The sequence below is a fragment of the Paenibacillus sp. FSL R7-0273 genome (genome assembly GCF_000758625.1).
GTDB lineage: Bacteria > Bacillota > Bacilli > Paenibacillales > Paenibacillaceae > Paenibacillus_AQ.
On record NZ_CP009283.1, the window covers coordinates 4,644,692 to 4,667,035 of the forward strand.

General features: G+C 53.4%; 21 protein-coding genes. 4 read left to right on the top strand and 17 right to left on the bottom strand.

The genetic code is table 11. The features are described 5' to 3' along the window. Positions 1-92: 92 nt before the first annotated feature. The 8 genes from R70723_RS19965 to R70723_RS20000 all read right to left on the bottom strand — a co-directional run bounded on the left by R70723_RS19965 (position 93) and on the right by R70723_RS20000 (position 8,313). On the bottom strand, positions 93-1,928 hold the full coding sequence (locus tag R70723_RS19965; RefSeq protein ID WP_039874713.1) for a type 2 periplasmic-binding domain-containing protein: 1,836 nt from the start codon (positions 1,926-1,928) through the stop codon (positions 93-95). Positions 1,929-1,988: 60 nt separating this feature from the next. Further along, positions 1,989-2,882, bottom strand: coding sequence for a carbohydrate ABC transporter permease (locus R70723_RS19970; RefSeq protein ID WP_039874715.1), 894 nt, complete (start codon positions 2,880-2,882; stop codon positions 1,989-1,991). Positions 2,883-2,895: 13 nt separating this feature from the next. Next, complete coding sequence (locus R70723_RS19975; protein ID WP_039874716.1) at positions 2,896-3,855, bottom strand: ABC transporter permease; 960 nt, start codon at positions 3,853-3,855, stop codon at positions 2,896-2,898. 546 nt (positions 3,856-4,401) lie between these two features. Next, a complete protein-coding gene (locus R70723_RS19980) occupies positions 4,402-5,292 on the bottom strand; it encodes an SMP-30/gluconolactonase/LRE family protein (protein WP_039874718.1) in 891 nt (296 codons plus the stop codon). A 189-nt stretch (positions 5,293-5,481) separates the two neighbouring features. After that, a complete protein-coding gene (locus R70723_RS19985) occupies positions 5,482-6,159 on the bottom strand; it encodes a bactofilin family protein (RefSeq protein ID WP_052421397.1) in 678 nt (225 codons plus the stop codon). After that, positions 6,149-6,841, bottom strand: a complete 693-nt coding sequence (locus R70723_RS19990; RefSeq protein WP_052421398.1) for a hypothetical protein — start codon at positions 6,839-6,841, stop codon at positions 6,149-6,151. The genes R70723_RS19985 and R70723_RS19990 overlap by 11 nt, the downstream gene beginning before the upstream one ends. Before the next feature lie 24 nt (positions 6,842-6,865). Beyond that, a complete protein-coding gene (locus R70723_RS19995; RefSeq protein WP_039874720.1) occupies positions 6,866-7,501 on the bottom strand; it encodes a YhbD family protein in 636 nt (211 codons plus the stop codon). Between the two features lie 194 nt (positions 7,502-7,695). Continuing rightward, entirely contained in the window at positions 7,696-8,313 is a 618-nt protein-coding gene (locus tag R70723_RS20000) for a 50S ribosomal protein L25 (RefSeq protein WP_039874724.1), read from the bottom strand. A gap of 326 nt (positions 8,314-8,639) precedes the next feature. Here R70723_RS20000 and R70723_RS20005 point away from each other — a divergent pair, with 326 nt between their 5' ends. Beyond that, the gene (locus R70723_RS20005; RefSeq protein WP_039874726.1) at positions 8,640-8,933 is read left to right on the top strand and encodes a GNAT family N-acetyltransferase; all 294 of its coding nucleotides are present in this window, start codon (positions 8,640-8,642) and stop codon (positions 8,931-8,933) included. A gap of 71 nt (positions 8,934-9,004) precedes the next feature. After that, positions 9,005-9,862 (top strand): GNAT family N-acetyltransferase, encoded by an 858-nt coding sequence (locus tag R70723_RS20010; RefSeq protein ID WP_039874729.1) that lies wholly within the window; start codon positions 9,005-9,007, stop codon positions 9,860-9,862. Between the two features lie 82 nt (positions 9,863-9,944). Here R70723_RS20010 and R70723_RS20015 read toward each other — a convergent pair whose 3' ends face one another. The 4 genes from R70723_RS20015 to R70723_RS20030 all read right to left on the bottom strand — a co-directional run bounded on the left by R70723_RS20015 (position 9,945) and on the right by R70723_RS20030 (position 12,710). After that, positions 9,945-10,724, bottom strand: a complete 780-nt coding sequence (locus R70723_RS20015; RefSeq protein WP_052421399.1) for a hypothetical protein — start codon at positions 10,722-10,724, stop codon at positions 9,945-9,947. Positions 10,725-10,726: 2 nt separating this feature from the next. Further along, entirely contained in the window at positions 10,727-11,179 is a 453-nt protein-coding gene (locus R70723_RS20020; protein ID WP_039874732.1) for a flavodoxin, read from the bottom strand. A gap of 214 nt (positions 11,180-11,393) precedes the next feature. After that, complete coding sequence (locus R70723_RS20025; protein ID WP_039874735.1) at positions 11,394-11,759, bottom strand: VOC family protein; 366 nt, start codon at positions 11,757-11,759, stop codon at positions 11,394-11,396. 99 nt (positions 11,760-11,858) lie between these two features. Then, the gene (locus R70723_RS20030; protein ID WP_039874737.1) at positions 11,859-12,710 is read right to left on the bottom strand and encodes a helix-turn-helix domain-containing protein; all 852 of its coding nucleotides are present in this window, start codon (positions 12,708-12,710) and stop codon (positions 11,859-11,861) included. A 266-nt stretch (positions 12,711-12,976) separates the two neighbouring features. Here R70723_RS20030 and R70723_RS20035 point away from each other — a divergent pair, with 266 nt between their 5' ends. Both R70723_RS20035 and R70723_RS20040 read left to right on the top strand, forming a co-directional pair. After that, positions 12,977-13,840, top strand: coding sequence for a class I SAM-dependent methyltransferase (locus tag R70723_RS20035; protein WP_039874739.1), 864 nt, complete (start codon positions 12,977-12,979; stop codon positions 13,838-13,840). Between the two features lie 3 nt (positions 13,841-13,843). Next, positions 13,844-14,590 carry an RluA family pseudouridine synthase gene (locus tag R70723_RS20040; protein ID WP_039874741.1) on the top strand — a complete coding sequence of 249 codons (747 nt, stop codon included), beginning with the start codon at positions 13,844-13,846 and terminating at the stop codon, positions 14,588-14,590. Between the two features lie 46 nt (positions 14,591-14,636). On the opposite strand, the gene R70723_RS20045 is transcribed toward R70723_RS20040, so the two are convergent. The 5 genes from R70723_RS20045 to R70723_RS20065 form a co-directional block, all read right to left on the bottom strand. Further along, positions 14,637-15,068 (bottom strand): MarR family winged helix-turn-helix transcriptional regulator, encoded by a 432-nt coding sequence (locus R70723_RS20045; protein ID WP_039874744.1) that lies wholly within the window; start codon positions 15,066-15,068, stop codon positions 14,637-14,639. A gap of 210 nt (positions 15,069-15,278) precedes the next feature. Continuing rightward, a complete protein-coding gene (gene gyrA, locus R70723_RS20050) occupies positions 15,279-17,720 on the bottom strand; it encodes a DNA gyrase subunit A (protein ID WP_039874745.1) in 2,442 nt (813 codons plus the stop codon). Positions 17,721-18,303: 583 nt separating this feature from the next. Further along, positions 18,304-20,286 carry a DNA topoisomerase IV subunit B gene (gene parE, locus R70723_RS20055; RefSeq protein ID WP_039874748.1) on the bottom strand — a complete coding sequence of 661 codons (1,983 nt, stop codon included), beginning with the start codon at positions 20,284-20,286 and terminating at the stop codon, positions 18,304-18,306. Between the two features lie 71 nt (positions 20,287-20,357). After that, entirely contained in the window at positions 20,358-21,347 is a 990-nt protein-coding gene (locus R70723_RS20060; protein ID WP_039874752.1) for an ABC transporter permease, read from the bottom strand. Further along, a complete protein-coding gene (locus tag R70723_RS20065; protein WP_039874755.1) occupies positions 21,340-22,320 on the bottom strand; it encodes an ABC transporter ATP-binding protein in 981 nt (326 codons plus the stop codon). Before R70723_RS20065 ends, R70723_RS20060 begins: the two co-directional genes overlap by 8 nt. Positions 22,321-22,344: the final 24 nt, after the last annotated feature.

Here is a 22,344-nt window from a genome sequence, read left to right on the forward strand (position 1 = left end):
CGTTTTATCTGATAGGATCAGAATACCAGATTTACCCTGGATTGAATAGAATAAGGCAGAACAGCTGCTGCGCCGCCCTGCCTCCCCTCTATTTACTGCACACTCTTGCGGGCCTCGAACAGCTCCTCCGCTTTTTTTATGGAAAACTCCATCACTTCGGCGTAACCCAGCCCGTTCACCTTGTCGTGCATTTCCTTGTTCAGCTTATCGAATTCAGCCTGATTTTTGGCAAAAACCATCTTCCAGGACATCTGCTGGATCACGGTGCCGATCTGTTTGTTTTTCTGCTCCAGCGTTTTGTCCATCGTCAGCGGCTCTTTACCGGTGAAGCCCTGAGGGGCAACGGCGAGCAGATTGTTTTTCTCAAAATATTCCTTAGGCGTCAGCACGCCCATCTTCGCTCTCCAGTCACTGTCCAGCTTGGACGGATTGCGCTCCAGCGTCGTCTGCCACAGATTGTGGTCATACGGCTCATTTGTTTCGGGATTAAGCATCGCCGGCACCACAAACGAGAAGTTCATCTGATTTGAGCCATAGTAGTAGTCCCCGCCGCCGTATTCCGCCGGAACCTGGGTGTTCTGCTGATCTGTATAGGCCTGCCAGCCAAAATCAGTTACGACCGGCTTGCCGTTTGCATCGATATCCCAGGTCAGCCCTTTCGGTCCGTTAGGTACAGCCGTTCCGCTGCCTGCCGAGAGCATCGCGCCTTCCGGGGTGTACATCCAGTTCAGGAACTCCATAATCCGCGCAGGCTCCTTGGCCTTGGCTCCGATCGCGATAATACCGTTGCCGCCGTATACGTTGAAGCCGGTTGAGTACATCAGCTCATCCTTGAACGGCACCATGGCGAAGCCTTTGCCTTCAGCCGTTCTTTCTGCGGTGTTATAGTTGGCAGCGCCAAGCCACGGGAACCAGGAGAACAGCAGGCGGCCGTCTTTATATTTTGCCACAACGTCATCAAACTTCTGGGTCAGGGAGTCCGGATCAAGCAGCCCCATCTGGTTGGCGTCGTAGTACAGCTTCAGCGACTTCATATACCAGCTGTCCTCGGACAGGAAGTCGTAATACTTCTCTTCATCGGCTTTGACAAATATCGCTGTCTCCGGAATTTCGTCGTAGCCCATCATGTTGGCGAACTGCTTCGCCAGAGTCATTTTGTAGTTGCCGTCCCAGTCGGCCCAGAGCGAGAAGGCATAGGTTTTTTTGCCCTGCTCATTCTTTGGCTCCAGCTCTTGCATCTGCTTCAGCACCGGCAGATAATCCTCGATCGTGTTAATCTCTGGCGCACCGATTTGCTGATACAGATCCCAGCGCAGATCCGGTCCCCAGGTCATATCCTTGCCTTCGGAAGGTCCGGACGGGTTGGTAGCTACACTGTTGCCGATGCCGTATACCGAATTACCGCCGCCAAAAGCGACCTTAGCCTTTTCTACAGCCTTCGGAAACTGCTTGGCAATGTCAGCGCCGTATTTGTCCAGCAGGCCGTCCTGGGTCCAGTCGAGCAGCAGCTTGCCTTTGATCGCATTCGGATAATGGTTTTTGTCATCGCCGAAAACAATAATGTCGCCCAGGTTACCGGAGGCCATCATCGCTGAAATCTTCGTATCTCCGCCGGTCAGGTTGGACGCGACGATATCCAGCTCGATATTGAATTTATCCTTGATCACTTTCGCGAACCAGCCGGTCTGCGGCCCGGCATAGTTGGCGGTTGTCGAGAACACGGTCAGCTTCAGCGGCTTGGAGTGATCCAGCGCACCGTCATCCGGCGCAGCCGTTGCCTCCGTAACGGCAGTAGCCTCTGCCGCAGGCTTTTCCGTGCTTTGCGCCGGACCTGCGTTGCCCCCGTTATTGTTGCCCCCGCCGCAGGCTGCCAGCACGAACACCATAACCGCGCTCAGCAGCAGCAGCGGCAATCTTTTCAGCTTCATACTTTTACCCCCTAATAAAGTTTATAGACCTGTACATGCATGAAGCCGGCTGCGGCCTCCTCAGCCTTTGACCGCGCCGATCATAATGCCTTTGACAAAAAAGCGCTGGAAAAACGGATACACAATCAGAATCGGCAGCACGACAATCATCGTCACCGTCATCCGCACAGAGGTCGGCGTCTGCATATTCTGCACACTGGCCGCCATATCCGGGGAATTGCGGATCAGCGCCGCCAGGGAGCTCGATTCATTCAGATAGCGCCAGAGCAGAAACTGCAGCGTGAAATATTTGGTTTCGGTCATCAGAAACGCCGTGTCGATGAAGGAGTTCCACTGGCTCACCGCTGAAAAAATGGTAATCGTCGCCAGAATCGGCGTCGTCAGCGGAACGATAATGCTCCAGAATACCCGCAGATAACCTGCCCCGTCGATGCTGGCTGACTCCTCGAGTGAGGGTGGAATCGCCTCAACAAAGGTTTTGACCAGAATGATGTTGAACGGGGTAATAATCGTCGGCAAAATATACGCCAGATAGTTGTTGGTCAGATGCAGATTGTGCATAGTGATGTACCACGGAATCAGCCCCGCACTGAAATACATAGTGACGACAATGCTGCGGTACCAGATCTGGCGGCCCCACATCTCCTTTTTGGTGAACAGGTAGCCGAGGAAGGCCGATGCGCCAACGGTCAGCAGCGTACCTACCACCGTCCGGTAGACCGACACAAGCGCCGCATGGCTCAGCCCGCTGATCCGCAGTACTTTGGAGTAGTTGTCAAAATGAATATCCCGCGGATAAAACTTGATGTAGCCCGCCGCGCTGAGATCATTGGAGCTGATCGTGTTGATGAACAGGTAGTAGAACGGATACATGCAGCTGAGCGTGAACACGCCGAACAGCACGTAGATGATTCCCTGGAACAGGGCATCGCCTGGCTTGAGCTTTTTGCGCAAATGGAATCACCCCTTAAATAATCGATTCATCCCGCACAACCTTGGATAAGGTGTTGGCTGCGAACAGCAGCGCCACGCTGACGACCGATTTCAGCATGCTGACGGCTGTCGCGAACGGAAAATTGTTGGCAAACGCGATATTGTACACGTACAGATCCAGCACCTCAATCGTGTCCTTGTTCATCGCATTCTGGAAAGCGAAGTACTGCTCCATCCCGTTGTTCACGAAGTTCCCGATCGAGAGCAGCAGCAGCACGAAGAAGGTGGGAATGAGTCCCGGTACGGTGATATGCCAGATTTTGCGGAACCGGCTGGCCCCGTCCACCTCTGCCGCCTCATACAATTCCTGGTCAATGCCGGCAATCGCCGCCAGATAGAGGATCGCTCCCCAGCCGAGGGACTTCCACCAGTACCAGGCAATCATCGTCAGCCAGATATGGGAGCTGGAGGCCAGAAAATTGAAGCCTTCATCCACCAGTCCAAGCTGTACCAGCACATGGGTTACAACGCCGTTGTCTACAGAGAACAGCGAGAACGCCAGCGCATACACGAGAATCCAGCTGATAAAATTCGGGATTGTCGTCAGCGTCTGCACCATTTTGCGGTACCAGCCTGCCTTGATCTCTGTCAGCAGAATGGCGAAGATTACCGGAAACACCGAAGTGACCAGCCCGAGTGAGCTCATTGCCACCGTATTCTTCAGCACACGCAGCACTTCTGCGGTCTGGGTCGGATTCTCGACCATTGTCCGGAACCATTTCAGCCCGACATACGGCGTATCCGACAGCGGAATGCCCGGTATAAAATCATAGAAGGCATAGATCCACCCGCTGACCGGCAGATAATAGAAAATAAAAGTGATCACCAGAAACGGCAGCGCCATCAGGAACAGCTTATACTTGTTCTGCAGCTTCCATTGGCTCCGGCGGATTGGTTCGGCGCTGTGCAGCAGCTTGCCAGAAGGTACTCCCATGCCTCTATCTCCTATGATCCAGATTTTTGTTTACGCTTTCATCTTAGCAAAAGCATCGCCTTTTCCGGGATAGAGGCCAGCCACCGGTTAAGAGAGAGCCGTCCGGTAGTTGCGGACCATTTTCGCAGGGAAGTGAACCGTTTTCGCAGGGGAGTTTGATGGAGGTAAATTATCCAAGCTTGCGGTCAGGTAAAATAACCCCGCCAAAGCCATCCCCGGCCGGATGACGGCTCAGATGCCTTACGGAGCTGCTCTTTTACATTCAAAAAGGCCTCCCGTAACGGGAAGCCTGTTATCCATCTATCATCCTATCAATTTGCTCACAAAAATCAGCATAGCTGCATTTTGTACAACTAAAACGCCTGATTTTCCGGCTAAACTCCGTTTAAGTGTACTCCGTACAACTATGTCAGCGTAAAAAGCTCCTTCGGGCCAATTTGGCCAGATTTAGTTGCACAAACTGCAGTTATACCGCGCAAGTACACTAATTTACTGTTTTTAGTTGCACCAAATACACTTATTCCGTCACCGCTGCTCCATGGAAGCTTATTTTTCACTCCGGAAAACACTTGCTGCATGCCCCTGCACGCCCGGCTTGAACTTGAACAGTCCGCCCGACAGCGGCCAGCGCTCCAGCTGTTCCTCACTCATCCCGTTGCGCGCTGTCGTAATATACAGCTCATCCAGTCCCTCGCCGCCGAAAGCACAGGAGGTTACATTAAGTGCCGGTACCTCAACACTGGCGAGCTGCTCACCGGTATGCGGGTTCCAGCGGGATACGCGCGCACCGCCCCAATGGGCGACCCAGAGCATGCCTTCCCGGTCAATGGTCATTCCATCCGGGACATCCTTGCCCTCCGGGAAATGAATAATCGCCCGGCGGTTGCTCACCTTACCGGTCTCCAATTCATAATCCAGCGCATCTACAGCTCTGGTTACAGAGTCAATATAGTACATGCGGCCCAGCCGGTCATCCCAGGCCAGACCATTGGAGATTCCGACCCCGCTCAGCACCTGACGGACTTGTCCGTCATTATCCAGCACATACAGGCTGCCCGACGAACGGTCAGAGCCCATACTCATTGAGCCGAACCACAGTCTGCCGCTGCTGTCGCACTTGGCATCGTTCAGCCTGTTGTTTGGAAGCTCGGATTCAATCTCCGCAAGCTGCTCAAGCTGGTCCGGATTGCTGCCGTCATACCTGTAGATGCCTTCCTGAAGCGCCAGAATCCAGCCGCCATCAGTGTCAGGGACAGCTGCACCGGTTCTCTGCGCGAACGTAACCGCCTGCTCCTCCCTGCCTGACTCCGGATTATAGCTGCGCAACTGCATCCCTTCAATATCTGCCCAGTACAGCTTACCGTCCTTGTCATTCCAATGCGGCCCTTCACCCAGCACCGCCCGTGCATCTAATACCAGCTCTGCCTGATCAGTCATAATGCCCCTCCTCCTAAGCTTCCTTGATGTTAGTTGCTCTCTCACGTCTATTCTACCTGTGTTCGCCGGGAGAATCCAATATGCAGCCAGCCGTTCGAACCTGTATGTATTCCTCTTTTTCATCCTTAACCTCGGACATGACAAAATCAGAAGCAAACTGTATCTCCATAGCCCGGCTCCCTCCACACTTTACTTCGTAATCTTCAGCTGCTGCTTCACTAGTGCACTCTTATGAATCTCCAGCAAGCTGCTGTACTCCACCTTCTGAATAACGCAGCCTGTGCCAATAATCACCTTTTCTCCGCGCACGGTGTCCGCATGCGTATTCTGCAGCTCTATATAGTCGCCTTCAATTAACCCGGCTGTGAACCGCATCTCCGTGTGATTTCCCGGCAGCAGCAGAGCCTTGGTCTTACTCCTTTTAACTGTAATCGTACCGCCGCCGACCTCAGCCGCGCTGCCCGGACCATACAGCTTCAGCTGTATCTTCTCTGCACTAAGCAGCCCCTTCACCTGCAGCGTACCGCTCAGCTCCAGCTCCTCGGCCTCACAATTACCACTGACTTCCAGGCTTCCGCTGAGCTTCAGCTGCTCGGCGCAGAGGCTGCCGGCCTTGATATCTCCTTGCCCGCGTAATGTTCCGGCTTCAAGCCGGCCGTTCACGGCAAGCTCACCTGTCAGTTTCAGCTTCTCCGTCTTCAGGCTGCCGGACACTTCGTTCTCCCCCGTAATGCTGAGACTCTGGCAATCCACATCTCCGTTAAACCTGCACTCTCCGGTTATCTTTACATCCTGAAAAAAACCGCCTAATGAACTTGATGTTCCAAGTACCTTAAGATTGCTCCGCCCTGCAAAATCATTCACCATACTTTTCTACCTTTCCTACTGTGGCATCCGGATGAACGGTCAGCTCTGACAGATATTCCACGCGTCCGATATTGCACCCCGGTCCGATCTTTACAACGCCGCCGCTGACCACTTCCGCGTTTGTGTATTCCAGATCCAGCACATCGCCCTCAATCATTTTGGCAATCAGCTCTGGCTTAAGCTTTGGAATGAAGCTGGACGCCAGCTTATTCCAGAGTCTTCCGTCCATATCCACCCTGCGGATTATCAGACTCCCCGCACCGATTTCTCCTGCTCTGGCCTGCCCCTGCAGTGTAAAGTTTACATGTCCTGCGCTAAGCAGCCCTTTGACTTCAAATACACCCTCGCCCTTCAGCTCTTCCAGCTCACAGTTTCCGTTTACGTTCAGCATGCCGTTCAGGCAGCAGCTTTCTCCACGCAGATTACGGTTTATCGCCACCAAGCCTTCAATCCCCATCTGCTCCGTCTGCAGGCCGCCGTTTATCTTTATTTTCCCGTTGGCTTGCAGCTCTTCTGACACAACATCTCCCTCAAAGGTAATCATTCCGTTTCCTTGAATCGTTCTGGCGCTAACCGCACCGTTAACCTTGCACACCCCATCCAACGAAACCTTATTGTAACGCCCCCCTGCTCCGCCGGTAACTCCGGTCAGCAGCAAATCCGGCAACTGCTGTTCATTCATCTTCATTTCCCCTTTGTAATAAATTCAGATTAAATTCAATTTACCGTTCAGCTGCTCAGCTAAGTCGGCAAAACTCATCCGGACTACCAGCCGGGCTCCCCTATCGAGCAGGATCTCAGCGGGTGCTGTACTGAGCAGAAAGAAGCTAACCCCCATTTTCCGGATAAAAAACAGCTCCCAGCCCTTCCCGCCAAACCTCGGTGTCTGCTCGGCAAGCGTGTGATAAAGCTGATCCGCCTCATCCAGATTCAGCTCCCCTCCGCTGAGCAGCCAGTCAACCATGAACAAATGTACAACCTGCCCGAACTCATACAGCTTCATCTTATCCTGGATGTTTCCGAACCGCTCCAGACATACTTTCGAAACAATGTTACGTTCTAAAAGCTGATCGGCTGTAAAAGCAAGCCCGTTAACTGCAGCCGTATCAGTCAGCTTATCCGCCAGCTCATCCAGGGAAAACCCGTCCTTCAGGTTAATAATGTTATGGATGCGACCAAGAATCCGTTCCTTTGGAAAAAAGGTTTCCTGACCGGTAAACACCGATTTGCGGATAAACCACTCCTCCGGTATCAGCTGCTTGCGCTTCCAGCGGTAGAGCTGCCCGTATGAGATTCCTGTTAGCTCAAGCAGCTCCTTCTTGGAAATCAAATCTTCCTCCATGTAATCACTCCTTGTCGTCATCGTAACATAACACTGTTACGTTGTAAATGCTGATAACAGGAACGCATTATGCTTTTCCCGCACCTTTCTCAGGTCTTTCCCAGCAGCAGAACCCGTTCCACGCAAAAAGGAGCAAGCCGCTCCCGCTAAGGAATGGCTTGCTCCGTCTATACACCCTGCTGTATGCCGGGATCTTATTCTTCTGTCTTGCCTTCTTCTGCATTCTCTGCGGCTGTCGGTTCTTCAGCAGCTTCGCCTTCTGCAGGCTCCTCATGGGCAATCGGCGGCGAAATCCGCACGATCAGCGTATCCTCAGGTGTCAAAATTTCCCAGCCATCATGCTTAGGCAGATCGGATACCAGCAGCTGGTCACCGATTTCCAGATTGCTGATGTCCACGTCAAAGGTCGGAGTCAGCTTGTCCGGCAGCGTTCTGATATCGAGCTCATACAGCTCGATCTGCTGGATACCGCCCATTTTCACACCGGACGGATCGCCTGTGAACTGGAATGCCACCTTGGTGTCCAGCTCCGCCTTCATATCAATTTGCTGCAAATCTACGTGCAGAATATTGCGCGAGAGCGGCTGGCGCTGGATTTCTGCGATTACCGCATTTTTAGCACCGGAATCCGGAAGCTCAACCTTGAGAATGGCCCGCGGATTTTTGCTGACAATTTCATTAAGCGCCTTGGCATCCGCCGAAAAGGATTGTGTATCTGAACCTGCACCGTAGACGACAACCGGTACAAAGCCTTTTTTCCGCGTTGCAGAAGCCGAGCCGGATCTTTCAGTCAAACGAACTGTAGTATTCATGATAATTCCTCCTAGTAGTTTTGTTAGCTTCGGCTTCCGTGAGTCTCTTAGGACAAAACTCGCTTCGAAAGCATACGCTAAGTTTGGTGAGCTGCAGCATGAATTTACATGCAGTCAGCTTAGCTGCGTCCAATAGCGCCTCTGTAGATACTGCCTTGAATTGCTGGACTTCGTATGGAAACAAGACCCGTTAGAAATACAGGTCTAATTAGTTTCTTAATTACCCTGCTGGACACTAATGGAAACATCCATATGCTTCCTCTTCTCGCTTTTTGTCATTCGGAATAGTAAAATAAAGCCATATTAAAAAGACTGGAGTGAAGAATATGGGACAAATTGTTCAGGGTGAAGGCCGTTTTTATATTGCCGGTGACGGAAAGGATCTTGCCGAGATTACATACAGGCTGGAAGAGGCTACGGGGAACTGGATCGTGGATCATACCTTCGTCTCGGAAGAGCTGCGCGGGCAGGGTACAGGCGAGAAGCTGGTGCGGGCAGTGGTGGACAAGGCCCGTGAAGAGCAGGTAAAGATCATTCCGGAATGCCCTTATGCCGCCAAGCAGTTCGAACGGCATAAGGAATATTCCGATGTGCTCAGCGGAGACGGAAGCGCATCATAAAAGCGTATCCGTTTCCTTGGGAGCATGAAGAGCATGAAGCGTGTTAGCGCTCAACCTGAGGAGGAAACGGATTGAATACTGAGCATACATTAAAAGAAATTGAAGAGCTCCAGCTGCGCTGCGAGCAATATGAGGGAATCTCCCTGAAGCTGAACTGGGACATGCTGGAGCATACCACGGAAGCCGGAGGGACAGAATGGCTCGTGACTTATGAGGAGGATCAGCTCGTCGGCTTCATCGGCCTGTACGGCTTCGGCGGCAGCATGGAGGTGTGCGGTATGGTCCGGCCGGGTTTCCGGCGCAGAGGCATCTTTACATCGCTGTGGGAGCGGGCACAGAAAAAAATCAGGCAGCGCAATATCTCTGAATTGCTTCTGAATGCCCCCGCAGCCTCGGCATCTGGTGCCGGGTTCCTGAAGAGCCTGCCGCTGGTGTTCGGACATGCCGAATACCAGATGAAATGGGAACCTTCTGCCGCCCTGCAGGGTCCGGGAGAAGCAAGCTCCGCTGCCGGAACCGTTAGTCTTCGTCCTGCACGCGAGGATGAAGCCTCCATTCTCATTAAGCTGGACAGCTCCGGGTTTGATATGACCGAGGAAGAAGCGGCGGAAATATTTAAGGAGCAGAGCCTTGAAGCGCTGCAGGAGCATATCATCATCGAGCTGAACGGGCAGCCAGCCGGCAAAATGCGGCTCTGGTCAGATAACAACGAGACCTGGATCTACGGTCTAACCGTGGACAAGGACCTGCGGGGCCTCGGGATCGGACGAAGCGCCCTGCAGCAGACCATCGACAGGGAGCGCCGGAATTACAACGGGGTGAACCTCGAAGTGTCACTGGACAATCCGAACGCGCTGAAGCTGTATGAAAGCTGCGGCTTCGTGATCGTGAACAGGCAGGACTATTACCGCTATACAGGCTCGTTGTAGCACACCATAAAAGCCACCGCCGCCCGGCAGGTTACCGGGTGGCGGTGGCTTTTTAAAGCATTTTTGCACAAATCAGTACAGGCTACATCAGCCCGAACCCGCCGTAGGCGGTCTCACTTTTCTCATTTCTCCGGCTGGCTACACTGACGTTCCGGTCAGCGGTATGATCCTGATTCAGAAATACCGACAGCAGCCGCACATAATCCAGTGATTCAGTAAGCGGTATGCCTGCCCCGTCAAAGATATGCCTGCGTCCGTCCATCAGCGAGTAGATTTCAATAGTATCCGCCGGCATTCCGTAAGCCTTATGGCAAAACACATTAGCCATATGGAGGAAGCCGGTGATTACATCCTCATGCCCGGACACCATAAATTTCTGAATGTTCAGGCAGCGGCCGCTGCGCTCCGAATTCCAGGCCAGCTGAAAGATCATCGCCAGCTCGACCGACAGCTCCGGAACCTGGGTATGCCACTGCTCATAGAGCATAACAGGTATCTCACCTGTATGATTGACCGGTGCAAGCCGCATCAGCTCATCGCCAACCGCCGTCTTTACATCCCAATAATGCATCAGCGACGGAAAAGCACTGCTTTTGGGCGGCCAGCGCCGCTCCAGCAGAAACTGAATCGGCGTCTCCCTGCGCACCGCAGGCTGCAGGCTGTAGAAATCGTTCAGCGTATGGCCGATTGCATACTGCACCTGCTGTCTCCAGCGCGGAAGCCCGGTGGCCGCAGCACCGCTGCCAAGTGACTCTGAACCGCCCAGCATGATATGCTCCATGCGGAAATCATTCAGCCTGGTGAAACGCACCTCCGGCGTCTCCGCTTTATCTGTCTCCCGGCTTCCTGCCGCGCCGCCCATGCCTAAGAAACCGCCGCGCAGGTTTCGATAAATTGGCGTCCGAAGCTGCGGCAGGCTTCCTTTTCCTCCGCATTCGGGCCATATTCAATCTTCAGGCTGTCCTGGGCAATCTCTGCCCCGCGCTCCTTCAGCTTCTCTTCAATCAGGTCTACCGCTCCGCAGTATATGGAATAACCGGTATCTCCGCTGCCGAACGCAGCCGCTTTATAGCCGGCCAAATCGAGCTCATCCATCTCCTCATAAAAATCAAGGAATTCATCCGGCAGCTCGCCGTCTCCCCACGTATAAGCTCCCAGCAGTACCGCATCATAATGATTTATCTCATCTGCATTGCAGTCGGTTACCGATTTCAGCACGGCCTCCCCGCCAGCCTGGCGTACTCCTTCTGCAATCAGCTCCGCGATCTCCTCCGTATTGCCGGTCAAGCTGGCGTATGCCACTAGCACCTTAGCCATGATTTGTCCTCCCTATGTTAAGCATGAAGTATATGATGGCTCCATTATTTACCGCAAAGCCAAAATGAATTATCTCCATTCTATTTGATAATGATTCTCATTGTCAACCTATAAAAAAACGCAGACAGCAGCCTGTTTATAAGGCTCCTGTCCGCGTACCGCTTTTGCATATTTATCCGAGGGGTTGCTTAAACCGCCCAATTTACTGAACGGCTTAATAAGCACCCTCAAGCAGTGTAATTCCATTGCCGTCCGGGTCGCGGAAGTTCATCTCTTTGCCGCCGTATTCCATTGTAACCGGAGGCTCGCAATCCAGCCCTCTTGCTTTCAGCTCTGCATACGTCTCATCCAGGCTGCTGCAGGAATAGACCAGGTTAACAACTCCTGTCGTATGCTTGCCCCATTTGTGCTCATCCCAGATAATGATTCCCGGGAGTCCTCCCTCAAAACCGATCTTCGCCCCGTCCCCGTTGCCGAAGCCTTCAAACGGAACCGGAATCCCAAGAACGCCGGAATAGAACGCTACAAGCGCTGCTGGATCCTTGGTGTACAGATTAATGCCTTCAAATGCCGATATCATATGGGTTCACTCTCTCTTCCTGATGTGTGGTCAGCCTTGTCCGGCTACTGTATTTATTGTAACTGCAGGCTAATTCCCTGTATTGCAAAAAGACGACATTTATCGCTCCGCATACGCCAGCGCCTCCAGCGGGGTCTGTCCGGCAAATTTTTTGAAGCTGTTGTTAAAATGGGATTGATGGCTGTAACCGTAAGCATATACCAGGTCCTGAAGATTCCTGATCTGCGGTGAGGGGCGGTACAGGCTCTTCCAGACATTCTGAAACCGGACCAGATCAGCAGTCTGTTTGGGGGAAATGCCGATATTTTCGCGGAAAAGCCGTTCAAGCTGCCGGCTGCCAAGGCCGTTGCTGCTGCCGAGACTGCTTACCGTTACCACCCCTTTAGCCCGCAAAATGTCATGGACTGTATTCATCAGCCCGTTGTGGCTGCCGCGCACCAGCTCCAGACGGCGCAGTAGAACCTGCTCGGTCATGGCAATCCGCTCGGCCATTGTCCCGGCAGCCGTCAGCCTTTCACCCAGCTCCCTGCGGAAAAAAGGGAAATAGGCATCCACATCACCATAGTAGTTCATTACATTAGTGAGCGGCTCTTCCGCGAACAGGTGCACCGCCCAGAAGTGAAACCGGATGGCAAAGCGCAGCCTGGACGCAGACGGTTCAGCTCGCTCCACTTCAAAGGCCGTATCATTGATTCCGCAAAAAACACCGCCGGAAGCACCGGTATCCGCATCCCACTCCCAAATAATGTCCATGCAGGTGTCAGGGATGATAATCTCCCTCGCCGGCTGATGTCCGGACAGCTTATCCGGCTGTGCCGCTCCTTCCGCCGGCTCTGACAGGCTCCCCCAGAAGCAGCGGATATACGGCTGCAGCTCCTTACAGGGCTTCAGCTCTCCAGCACCATCCGGCTTTGCTGTAATCGGATAATACAGCTCTGCAAGATTGTACATCTGCTCTCCTCCTCCGCCCTTCCTTTAATAAACCGCTCCTTTGATCATACACAATCCGCCACATCCGCGCCAGAAGAGCATATTTGCCCGTATCCTGTTCAAAATCACTTTTAATCCTGCCCGCCGGAGACTCCGGCAATATTATGTACCGGCCGGCAGATGGGCAAGCTGAGAATAGTCGCAGCTTTGCAACCTTTTTGTTTGTAGCCGCCCGCTTAAATGTTGTACAATGAAGTCTAAATGAATTTTTGAAGGATGGATTAATGATGTATATTGCAGGCGATTGGAAAGACTACGAAGTTATTGATACCGGAGGCGGGGAAAAGCTGGAACGCTGGGGAGATATTATCCTGCGCCGTCCGGACCCGCAGATTATTTGGCCGCTGACTCAAGAAACAGCGAAATGGCGCGATGTGCACGGACATTATCACCGCAGCTCCTCCGGCGGCGGACAATGGGAAATGAAAAAGACAATCCCGGACGACTGGAAAATCAGCTACGGCAAGCTGAAGTTCCATCTGCGCCCGACTAATTTCAAGCATACAGGCCTTTTCCCTGAGCAGGCAGCCAACTGGAGCTGGATGATGGACAAGATTGCCGGCGCAGGCCGCCCGATTTCCGTGCTTAACCTGTTCGCTTATACCGGCGGAGCGACAGTCGCTGCAGCCAGCGCAGGGGCTTCGGTTGTGCATGTCGATGCAGCCAAGGGCATGGTTCAGTGGGCAAAAGAAAACATCCAGCTGTCCGGCCTCGGCGAGCGCCCGGTCCGCTTCATCACGGACGACGTATTCAAATTCGTCCAGCGTGAACAGCGCCGCGGCAGTAAATACGACGCCATTATTATGGACCCGCCGTCCTACGGACGCGGCCCGGGCGGCGAAATGTGGAAGCTGGAATCCAGCCTCTACCCGTTCCTTGAGAGCTGCATGGAAATTATGAGCGACAGACCGCTCTTTATGCTGATTAACTCCTACACAACCGGCATCTCTCCGACCGTTCTGCGGAACATGCTCAATATGACCATGGCTAAGCGGTACGGCGGCAAGCTGACCTCCGGGGAAATCGGGCTGCCGATTACAGCCTCAGGCATGAACCTGCCTTGCGGAATATTGGGCCGCTGGGAGGCGTAAGCCATGAGTACGCAGCATCGCAGCACTGGCGGGGAGCCGTCCGGCGGACAATCCCGCTTTGAGATTCTGTTCGAGGATAATCACCTGCTGGGCATTGTGAAGCCTGTGAACATTCCGGTACAGGAGGATGCTACTGGTGATCCCGACCTGCTCAGTCTGCTCAAGGAGGATGTGAAGGAACGGTACAGCAAGCCGGGGAATGTTTTTATGGGACTTGTGCACCGGCTGGACCGTCCGGTCGGCGGGGCAATGATTTTTGCCAAGACCTCTAAGGCAGCCTCCCGGCTGTCCGACAGTGTCCGAACCCATGCCTTCCGCAAGGTATACCTGACTGTTGTCCACGGCAAGCCGCCTGCCTCCCAGGGCCGGCTGGTCAACACTTTGCTTAAGGACGCCAAGACCAACACCGTCTCCATCGTCCGCAAGGGCACACCGGGCGGCAAGGAAGCCATCCTTGATTATACAGTGCTTGGAACCGCTGAAGGCTACAGCCTGCTGAAGATTGACCTGCTGACCGGACGCTCGCACCAGATCCGCGTGCAGCTCAGCGGGATTGGCTGTCCGCTGTCCGGGGACCAGAAATACGGCGCCGCCGTGAACCGGCCGGGCCAGCAGATTGCCCTCTGGTCAGCGGTTGTCGGCTTTCCGCATCCGGTTACCAAAGAAGATATCGAGCTGATCTCACTGCCGCCGCAGGCTCATCCCTGGAGTTTGTGGCCGCAGCAGGTACAGAAACAGGCCATCCGTTGACGGATGGCCTCTTTTTTATAAGCATACTATTATGAGGGTGCTGTATTTAAGGTGTCGAGCCTTCCGGCGCCGGGGCAACCGCCATCTTCCCCATCAGATACAGCAGCAGCTGCTGGTTGTGCGATGATATCGGATCAAGCGCCTCGGCAAAAAAATCACTGCGCACCTTAAGTCCGCGCGTGGTTTCCCTCCGTCCTGTCTCGGTAATGCTCACCCAGACAATCCGCCGGTCTGCAGCATCACGCTCACGCACGATTAATCCGTTCTTCTCCATCCGGTCTAGCAGCATCGTTACCGCCGCCGGACTGGTTGCCAGATGAGGCGCCAGATCAGAAGGCTTCATCGCATCGCGCTCCTGCAGCAGTTCCAGTACGGTGAGCTGGGCATCAGTCAGTGTAGGGGCAAGGTTGCTGTCCATATGTAATTTGTAATCCTTTAAGATTTTGTGCCAGATTTTACTGAATTCAGAGGAGTGCACACTTATTCCTTCCTTTCCCTGCGGATCTCTATCCGGTATACCTACAAATTCGAGAAATAAATTCCATTTCCTGCTAAACAAAAAAATAAAAAATTGTGACGGTCTGCTCCTCCAGCTATTGCGGGCTGATTCAAAATACAAAAACAGCGCATGCACCCGCTCTGTAAGAGCCGTACACGCGCTGCTATAATATCTTCTCTGTTGCTTTAATTATTTAATTGCCGGGAAAATCGTAGCTATCTCGTCCTTCTTCTCAACGGAAACCAGCAGCTTGCCTATCGAACGGCGCTCGCCAAGCGGTGCAGACTCGGAAGAGAAGGTTTGGACTTGTCCGTCCCGGGTAATTGCAATCAGCTCCAGCGGCTCCTTGCAATGGAACGCCCCCGCGATCCGGCTGCCGTTCGGTTTCACACGCTTGCCTTCCTTGAATTCAAAGGTTGGCATGCCCTTGCCGCCGCGGCTCTGCGACGGATAATCCACAAGCAGACTCCGTTTGGCATAGCCGATATCCGTTACAGCAAGAATCTCGCCTTCATCCTCAGTGACCCAGAAGCAGGAAACCACCTCGTCGCCTTCGCGCAGCTGAATCCCTCTAACCCCGCTGGCTACACGGCCCATCGGGTTCACCTCATTCTCCTTGAAGCGGATACTCATCCCTTCACGGGTTACAAGCACCAGGTCCTTGTCAGATCTGCTTAGCGACACGTTAATAATCTCATCGCCTTCACCAACCTTGCAGGCAGCTACAGCTCCTGAACGGCTGGTTGAGTACTCCTTGAGCTCCGTCCGTTTCACCTGACCCTTGCGTGTGACAAATACAAGGCTGGTCCCGGGATCATCCAGATTACCTACCGGCAGCATACTTACAACTCCGTCGCCTTTGGTGAGGCCGATTACGTTAACAATTGCCGTACCCGGCTCTTTCCATTTAAATTCCGGTATCTGATGCACCGGAAGCAGGAAGTACTGGCCTTTACGGGTAAAGACAAGCAGGCTGTCCCTTGTATTCAGGTCAAGCAGCCTTACGATGTGATCCCCGTCCTTGACCCCGGAAGCATTGCGCTCTCCGCCCGAGCGTGTAAAGGATGGCATGCCGGTCCGCTTGATGTAGCCGTCGGCCGACATAGCAACCAGAACATCCTCAGCGTTGACCAGCACTTCGAGGCTGACCTTCAGCTCTTCCACCTCGCCCTGAATCAGTGAGCGGCGGTCGATGCCGTACTTGTCGCGGATTTCCAGCAGCTCTTTACGGATGACGGAAATCAGCTTCTTGTCGCTGTTCAGAATGCCCTGAAGCGTGTTAATCCGGGCCATCATTTCATCCAGCTCTTTCTGCAGGGAATGAATCTCCAGATTGGTCAGCCGGTACAGCTGCAGGGTCAGGATCGAATCCGCCTGGCGTTCACTGAAGCCGAACATCCAGACGAGATTATTCTGGGCATCCTGGCGGTTCTTGGAAGCCTTGATGGCTGCGATGACCTCATCCAGAATGTTAAGCGCCTTGACCAGTCCTTCCAGGACATGGGCACGGTCTTCAGCCCGCTCCAGATCGAACTGGGTACGCCGGGTAACTACCTCACGCTGGTGGGCAATGTAAGCCTCCAGAATCGCTTTGAGTCCAAGCTGCTGGGGAGCTTTATTAACGATGGCCACCATATTAAAGTTGTAGGTAACCTGCAGATCGGTCTTCTTAAGGAGGTAGGCCAGAACGCCTTGAGCATCGGCATCCTTCTTGAGCTCGACTACAATACGCAGGCCTTCCCGTCCGCTCTCATCGCGGACCTCCGCGATACCGTCAATCTTTTTCTCCAGCCGGATGTTCTCCATCGAGGTGACAAGCCGCGATTTGACAATCTGGAACGGAACCTCGGTAATCACAATCTGCTGCTTGCCGCCGCGCAGATTCTCTATCTCGGTCTTTGAACGCAGGTAGATCCGGCCTTTGCCGGTGCGGTAGGCATCCATAATGCCGTCGCCGCCCATAATAGTACCGCCGGTCGGGAAATCCGGGCCCTTAATAAAGGTCATGATGTCTTCCAGGGAGATCTCCGGCTTCTGCATCACAGCGATGCAGGCGTCGATCACCTCACGCAGGTTGTGCGGCGGAATTTCGGTCGCGAAGCCGGCGGAGATCCCGCTTGTGCCGTTAACCAGCAGGTTAGGGAACCGTGAAGGTACAACTACCGGCTCCTTCGCCGTGTTGTCAAAGTTGTCCTTGAACAGCACGGTGCGCTTCTCAATGTCACGCATCATTTCCATTGCGATCGGTGACAGGCGGGCTTCGGTATAACGCATCGCTGCAGCCGGGTCATCGTCCATCGAGCCCCAGTTGCCGTGTCCGTCTACGAGCACATGCCCCATTTTCCACGGCTGGGCCATACGGACCATACCGTCATAGATGGAGGAGTCGCCGTGGGGATGATAGTTACCCATAACGTCCCCGACGGTTTTGGCTGATTTGCGGTACGGCTTGTCCGGGGTATTGCCCGAGTCGTACATCGCATACAGAATACGGCGCTGCACGGGCTTCAGCCCGTCCCGCACATCGGGAATCGCCCGGTCCTGAATAATATATTTGGAATACCGGCCAAAGCGGTCACCGACGACCTCTTCCAGAAAAGCCGGCGAAAATTGTTCTGATAAACTGCTCACTTGGCTCACCTTCTGTTCCTCAATCTATCCCGTTAAAAAAAGTCTGATGATTATCGTCATTCCGCAGAAAGTCTGGACTTGCAACCGCTGTTATTCTCGAATCCACATTATTGTCCGCTATACAGATTAACTTATAGATTTCTTATTTGGGCTTTGCCGTGACTCCAGAGAATGTTTGGACTTCCGGCCGCTGTTGTCTGCAGATTTCCTGATTTTATCCGCTGTTCGCGGTTGAAATCCGCAGACAGCATATGCTTCCGTAGCTAGCTTTTCTGCGAAAAGCTTTCAGACGGTCGCAGTCGCTCCTACAGTTCCAAAATTCCCTTCCGCCACTTCTCCTAATAAAAGTATAAAAGTTGAATCTTTATAGCAAGGTTGAAATTCAAGAATAAAGGCGAACGTTGCCGCCTTGCAGGCTTTACTCTGCTCCGTTCCTCTAATCATCAAGCTTTTAGAAACCGGAAGCAATCGTCACTTCCGCTAAGACCATGCCGTCAGAATCTGCGGCATGGCTAAAGCAAAGGCGGGTTATTGAGCATCCCGCCGTAAACTGCAGAGCTGAATGACCACCAATTGGCCATTCCTACTCAATTATTTCCGTAAAATCAACATTCTCAACGATCCAGCGCTTGCGCGGGTCGACCTTGTCGCCCATCAGCGTGGAGACGCGGCGTTCCGCCTTGGCGGCATCCTCAATCTGCACCTGGAGCAGGGTACGGGTATCCTGATTCATCGTGGTTTCCCACAGCTGGTCAGGGTTCATCTCACCAAGCCCCTTATAGCGCTGAAGCTCAAAGTTCTTGCCGAACTCCTTCAGGTAATTCTGCAGCTCTTCATCGCTCCACGCGTAGCGCACCGTCTCCAGCTTGCCCGATTTGCGGGTCAGCTTGTACAGCGGCGGCTGGGCAATAAAGACCTTACCGGCATCAATCAGCGGCTTCATGTAACGGTAGAAGAAGGTCAGCAGAAGGACCTGGATATGTGCACCGTCAGTATCGGCATCAGTCATAATAATGATTTTGGAATAATTGCTGTCTTCTACGGCAAAATCCGGGCCAATCCCTGCACCGATTGCAGAAATAATAGCTTTGTACTCATCATTCTTCAGAATATCGAGCAGCTTGGCCTTCTCCGGATTCATCGGCTTGCCCTTCAGCGGCAGAATCGCCTGAATCTTGGAATCACGGCCCTGCTTGGCCGAGCCGCCGGCGGAATCCCCTTCGACGATGAACAGCTCAGTGCGGGTTACATCCTTCGACTGTGCCGGTGAGAGCTTGCCGCCCAGATTGGAGCTCTCGCTGCGCTTCTTGCCGCTGCGGATCTCATCCCTGGCCTTGCGCGCCGCTTCGCGTGCCTTAGAGGCCTGAATCGATTTCTTCAGCAGGCTCTGCGCCACCTGCGGATTCTCTTCGAGGAACCGCGCCATGTTCTCAGCCACGATATAATCGACAGCACTGCGGGCAGAGGCGCTGCCAAGCTGGTCCTTGGTCTGGCCGACAAACTCAACCTCTGACATCTTGACACTGATGACAGCCATCATGCCCTCGCGAAGATCATTCCCTTCCAGGTTCTTGTCTTTTTCCTTCAGCAGCTGTGTACGGCGGGCGTAATCATTCATCACACGGGTGTAAGCCGTTTTGAACCCGGTCTCATGGGTTCCGCCGCTGCGGGTCGGAATGGAATTGACGAATGAGGCAAGTGTCTCTGTATAACCGGCGTTATACTGCAGCGCTACTTCAACCTCAATGTCGTCCTTCTCCGAACTGAAATGAATCACATCATGCAGCGTATCCTTGCCTTCATTCAGGAACTGGACAAACTGGCTGGCTCCGCCCTCATAGAAGTATTCGTCCTGGCGTCCGCTCCGTTCGTCGCTAAGCGTGATCCGCAGTCCCGAGTTCAGGAACGCAATCTCCTGCACCCGCTCTGCAAGCGTATCGTAGCTCAGGGATATGCCGTTTGCAAAGACGCGAATATCCGGCTTGAAGGTGATCTTCGTACCGGTCTTGTTCGTATTTCCAAGAACCTCGAGGCCGGTCACAGGCTCGCCGACATGCTCCTTGCCGCTCTTGTCCACCCAGTATTCGAACCGCTGGCGGTGGGTTTTGCCTTCACGGTAAATTTCGACCTCCAGCCACTCAGACAGGGCGTTGGTGACAGAAGCGCCAACGCCGTGCAGTCCGCCTGATTTTTTGTAGCCGGAACCGCCGAATTTACCGCCTGCATGCAGAATCGTAAACACAACCTGCGGCGTCGGCACTCCTGTCTTGTGCATTCCGGTCGGGATGCCCCGGCCGTTATCGATGACGGTTACCGAACCGTCCTTACGTAATGAAATATCAATTTTGGAACAAAATTTGGCTAAATGCTCATCAACGGCGTTATCCACGATTTCCCATACAAGATGGTGCAGTCCCGATGAACTCGTACTGCCGATATACATGCCGGGCCGTTTGCGGACCGCAACCAGACCTTCGAGCACCTGAATGTCGTCAGCATCGTATCCGGTCGGGCCGGCTAAGCCGTCCTTGGAGACTTTTGCAAACATATCGATCTGTTCGAGCATTCATGCTCCCCCTTATCTCACTTACTCATACTCTGAAATGCAAACAAACGTTTTCGTTCACTTTGTACATTCTAATTCAAAATATCCCTTTTCGTAAAGACGGCGAATGAAATGATTATCGCGGCCAGCCCCCAGACAGACAGTACTGCCAGTGAAAAAGGCAGCGTCATCCCCTCAATCGGCGCAGGCGTGCCGGCTAAATACCCCGTAAGCCCCAGGTTCACCATAAATAAATACTTTGCGGTCGACCAGGCTGCAGCCATATTCGTCAGGATGGATCCGGCGATCAGTGCGGCCATCATCACAACAATGCTCGCGGCAGTACTGCGTACCAGCACCGATACCATAAAAGCAAGCAGTGCGACAACGACGCTAACGAACCAGATCAGCCCTCCCTGCATCAGCAGGTATTGCCACTGCGGCACAGAATGCACGCCTGACATGTCCACCGTATCCCCGCTGAGCTGGAAGCCGGTAAACACCGGAATATTAAAGCCCTTATATCCAAAGGCAAGCCCTGAAACCAGGTAGCTGATCAGGAATACGGACAGCACAATTAAAGAGACGAACATAAGCAGCGCCGCCAGCTTGCTGAACAGCACCTTCCAGCGTTTTACAGGCCGGGTCAGCAGCATCTTGATGGTGCCTGTCGTCCGCTCGCCGGACACGAGATCCGAAGCAACCGCCATAATCAGCAGCGGAATGAACAGGGAGACTGAGTTATCCAGAAATTCACGGGTAAACGTTACACCGCTGGGCTCATTGGGATTCACATCATGGTCCAGATAATACTGCAGCTGCTGGATAAAAATCCGCCGGTACGACTTCCATTCCTCAGGAATGCGGTCACTGCTCAGTGAGTTCTGGTTATCAGTGATCCGCTGCTGGATTTCCAGCCTCCAGTCCGAATTGAACTTGTCCCGGCTCCGTTCAGCGGCGCGCATCTGCGCGTAGGTAAACATAGGCACAAGCACAAGCAGAATCAGCAGTATAACATAAAAGCGCTTCTTTTTGATAATTTTTGTACACTCATTACGGATGAGCGGAAGCAGATTAGTCAATAGATTCACCTTCCGTTAGCTTCAAGAATAGCTGTTCCAGTGTGGGGCTGATTTTATGCACGGCTTTTACCTTAACTCCCGCTTTAACCATGTCAGCAACAATGCCGGGAATCAGGGTCTCGTCCATCAGCGTGATGACAGAGCCTCCGCCCATTCCGGCAATTACAGAATCGTCGAGGGTAACCTCCTCAAGCTTAAGCAGCGTAACGCCGGGAAGCTTTTCCAGGATAGCCCTCCCTGCCGGAACAGGAGCAAGGTCCCAGAGCACATAAGGGGAATTGCGTGCAACAAGCTCGTCTACACCGCCGACAGCCAGCACACGCCCTTTGCTGATAATCGCCACCCGGTCGCACAGCAGCTGGATTTCACTAAGCAGATGGCTGGAGACGAACACGGCCAGACCGCCTTCGGCAAGGTTGCGGATGAATTCACGCAGCTCCTTGATCCCTTTGGGGTCCAGTCCGTTTGTCGGCTCATCCAGAATGAGCAGCCGCGGACGCCCCAGCAGCGCCTGGGCAATGCCAAGCCGCTGCCGCATGCCGAGCGAATAGGTGCTTACCTTGTCATGAATCCGCTGATCGAGCCGGACAATATCAACCACCTCAGTAATCCGCTGCTCGTCCACTCCGGGCTGCATCCGTGCAAAATGCTGCAGATTTTCCCAGCCGGTCAGATAGGTATATACCTCCGGATTCTCAACGATCGATCCGACGAATTGGAGCGCTTTTTCCGGATTACGGTTGACATTATAGCCGCAGACCGTAATCGTCCCCTCTGTCGGACGGATCAGATCCACGAGCATCCGGATGGTTGTTGTTTTGCCGGCTCCGTTAGGACCCAGAAAACCGAAGATTTCCCCCTGCTTCACATCAAACGTAACATCATCAATGATCCATTTGCGGCTTATTTTCTTGCGGACGCCTTTAACGGACAATACAACCTCTCCGGTCTCCGCCGCCTTTTCTTTTTCCATATCCCCACAGCTCCTTGCTGACAT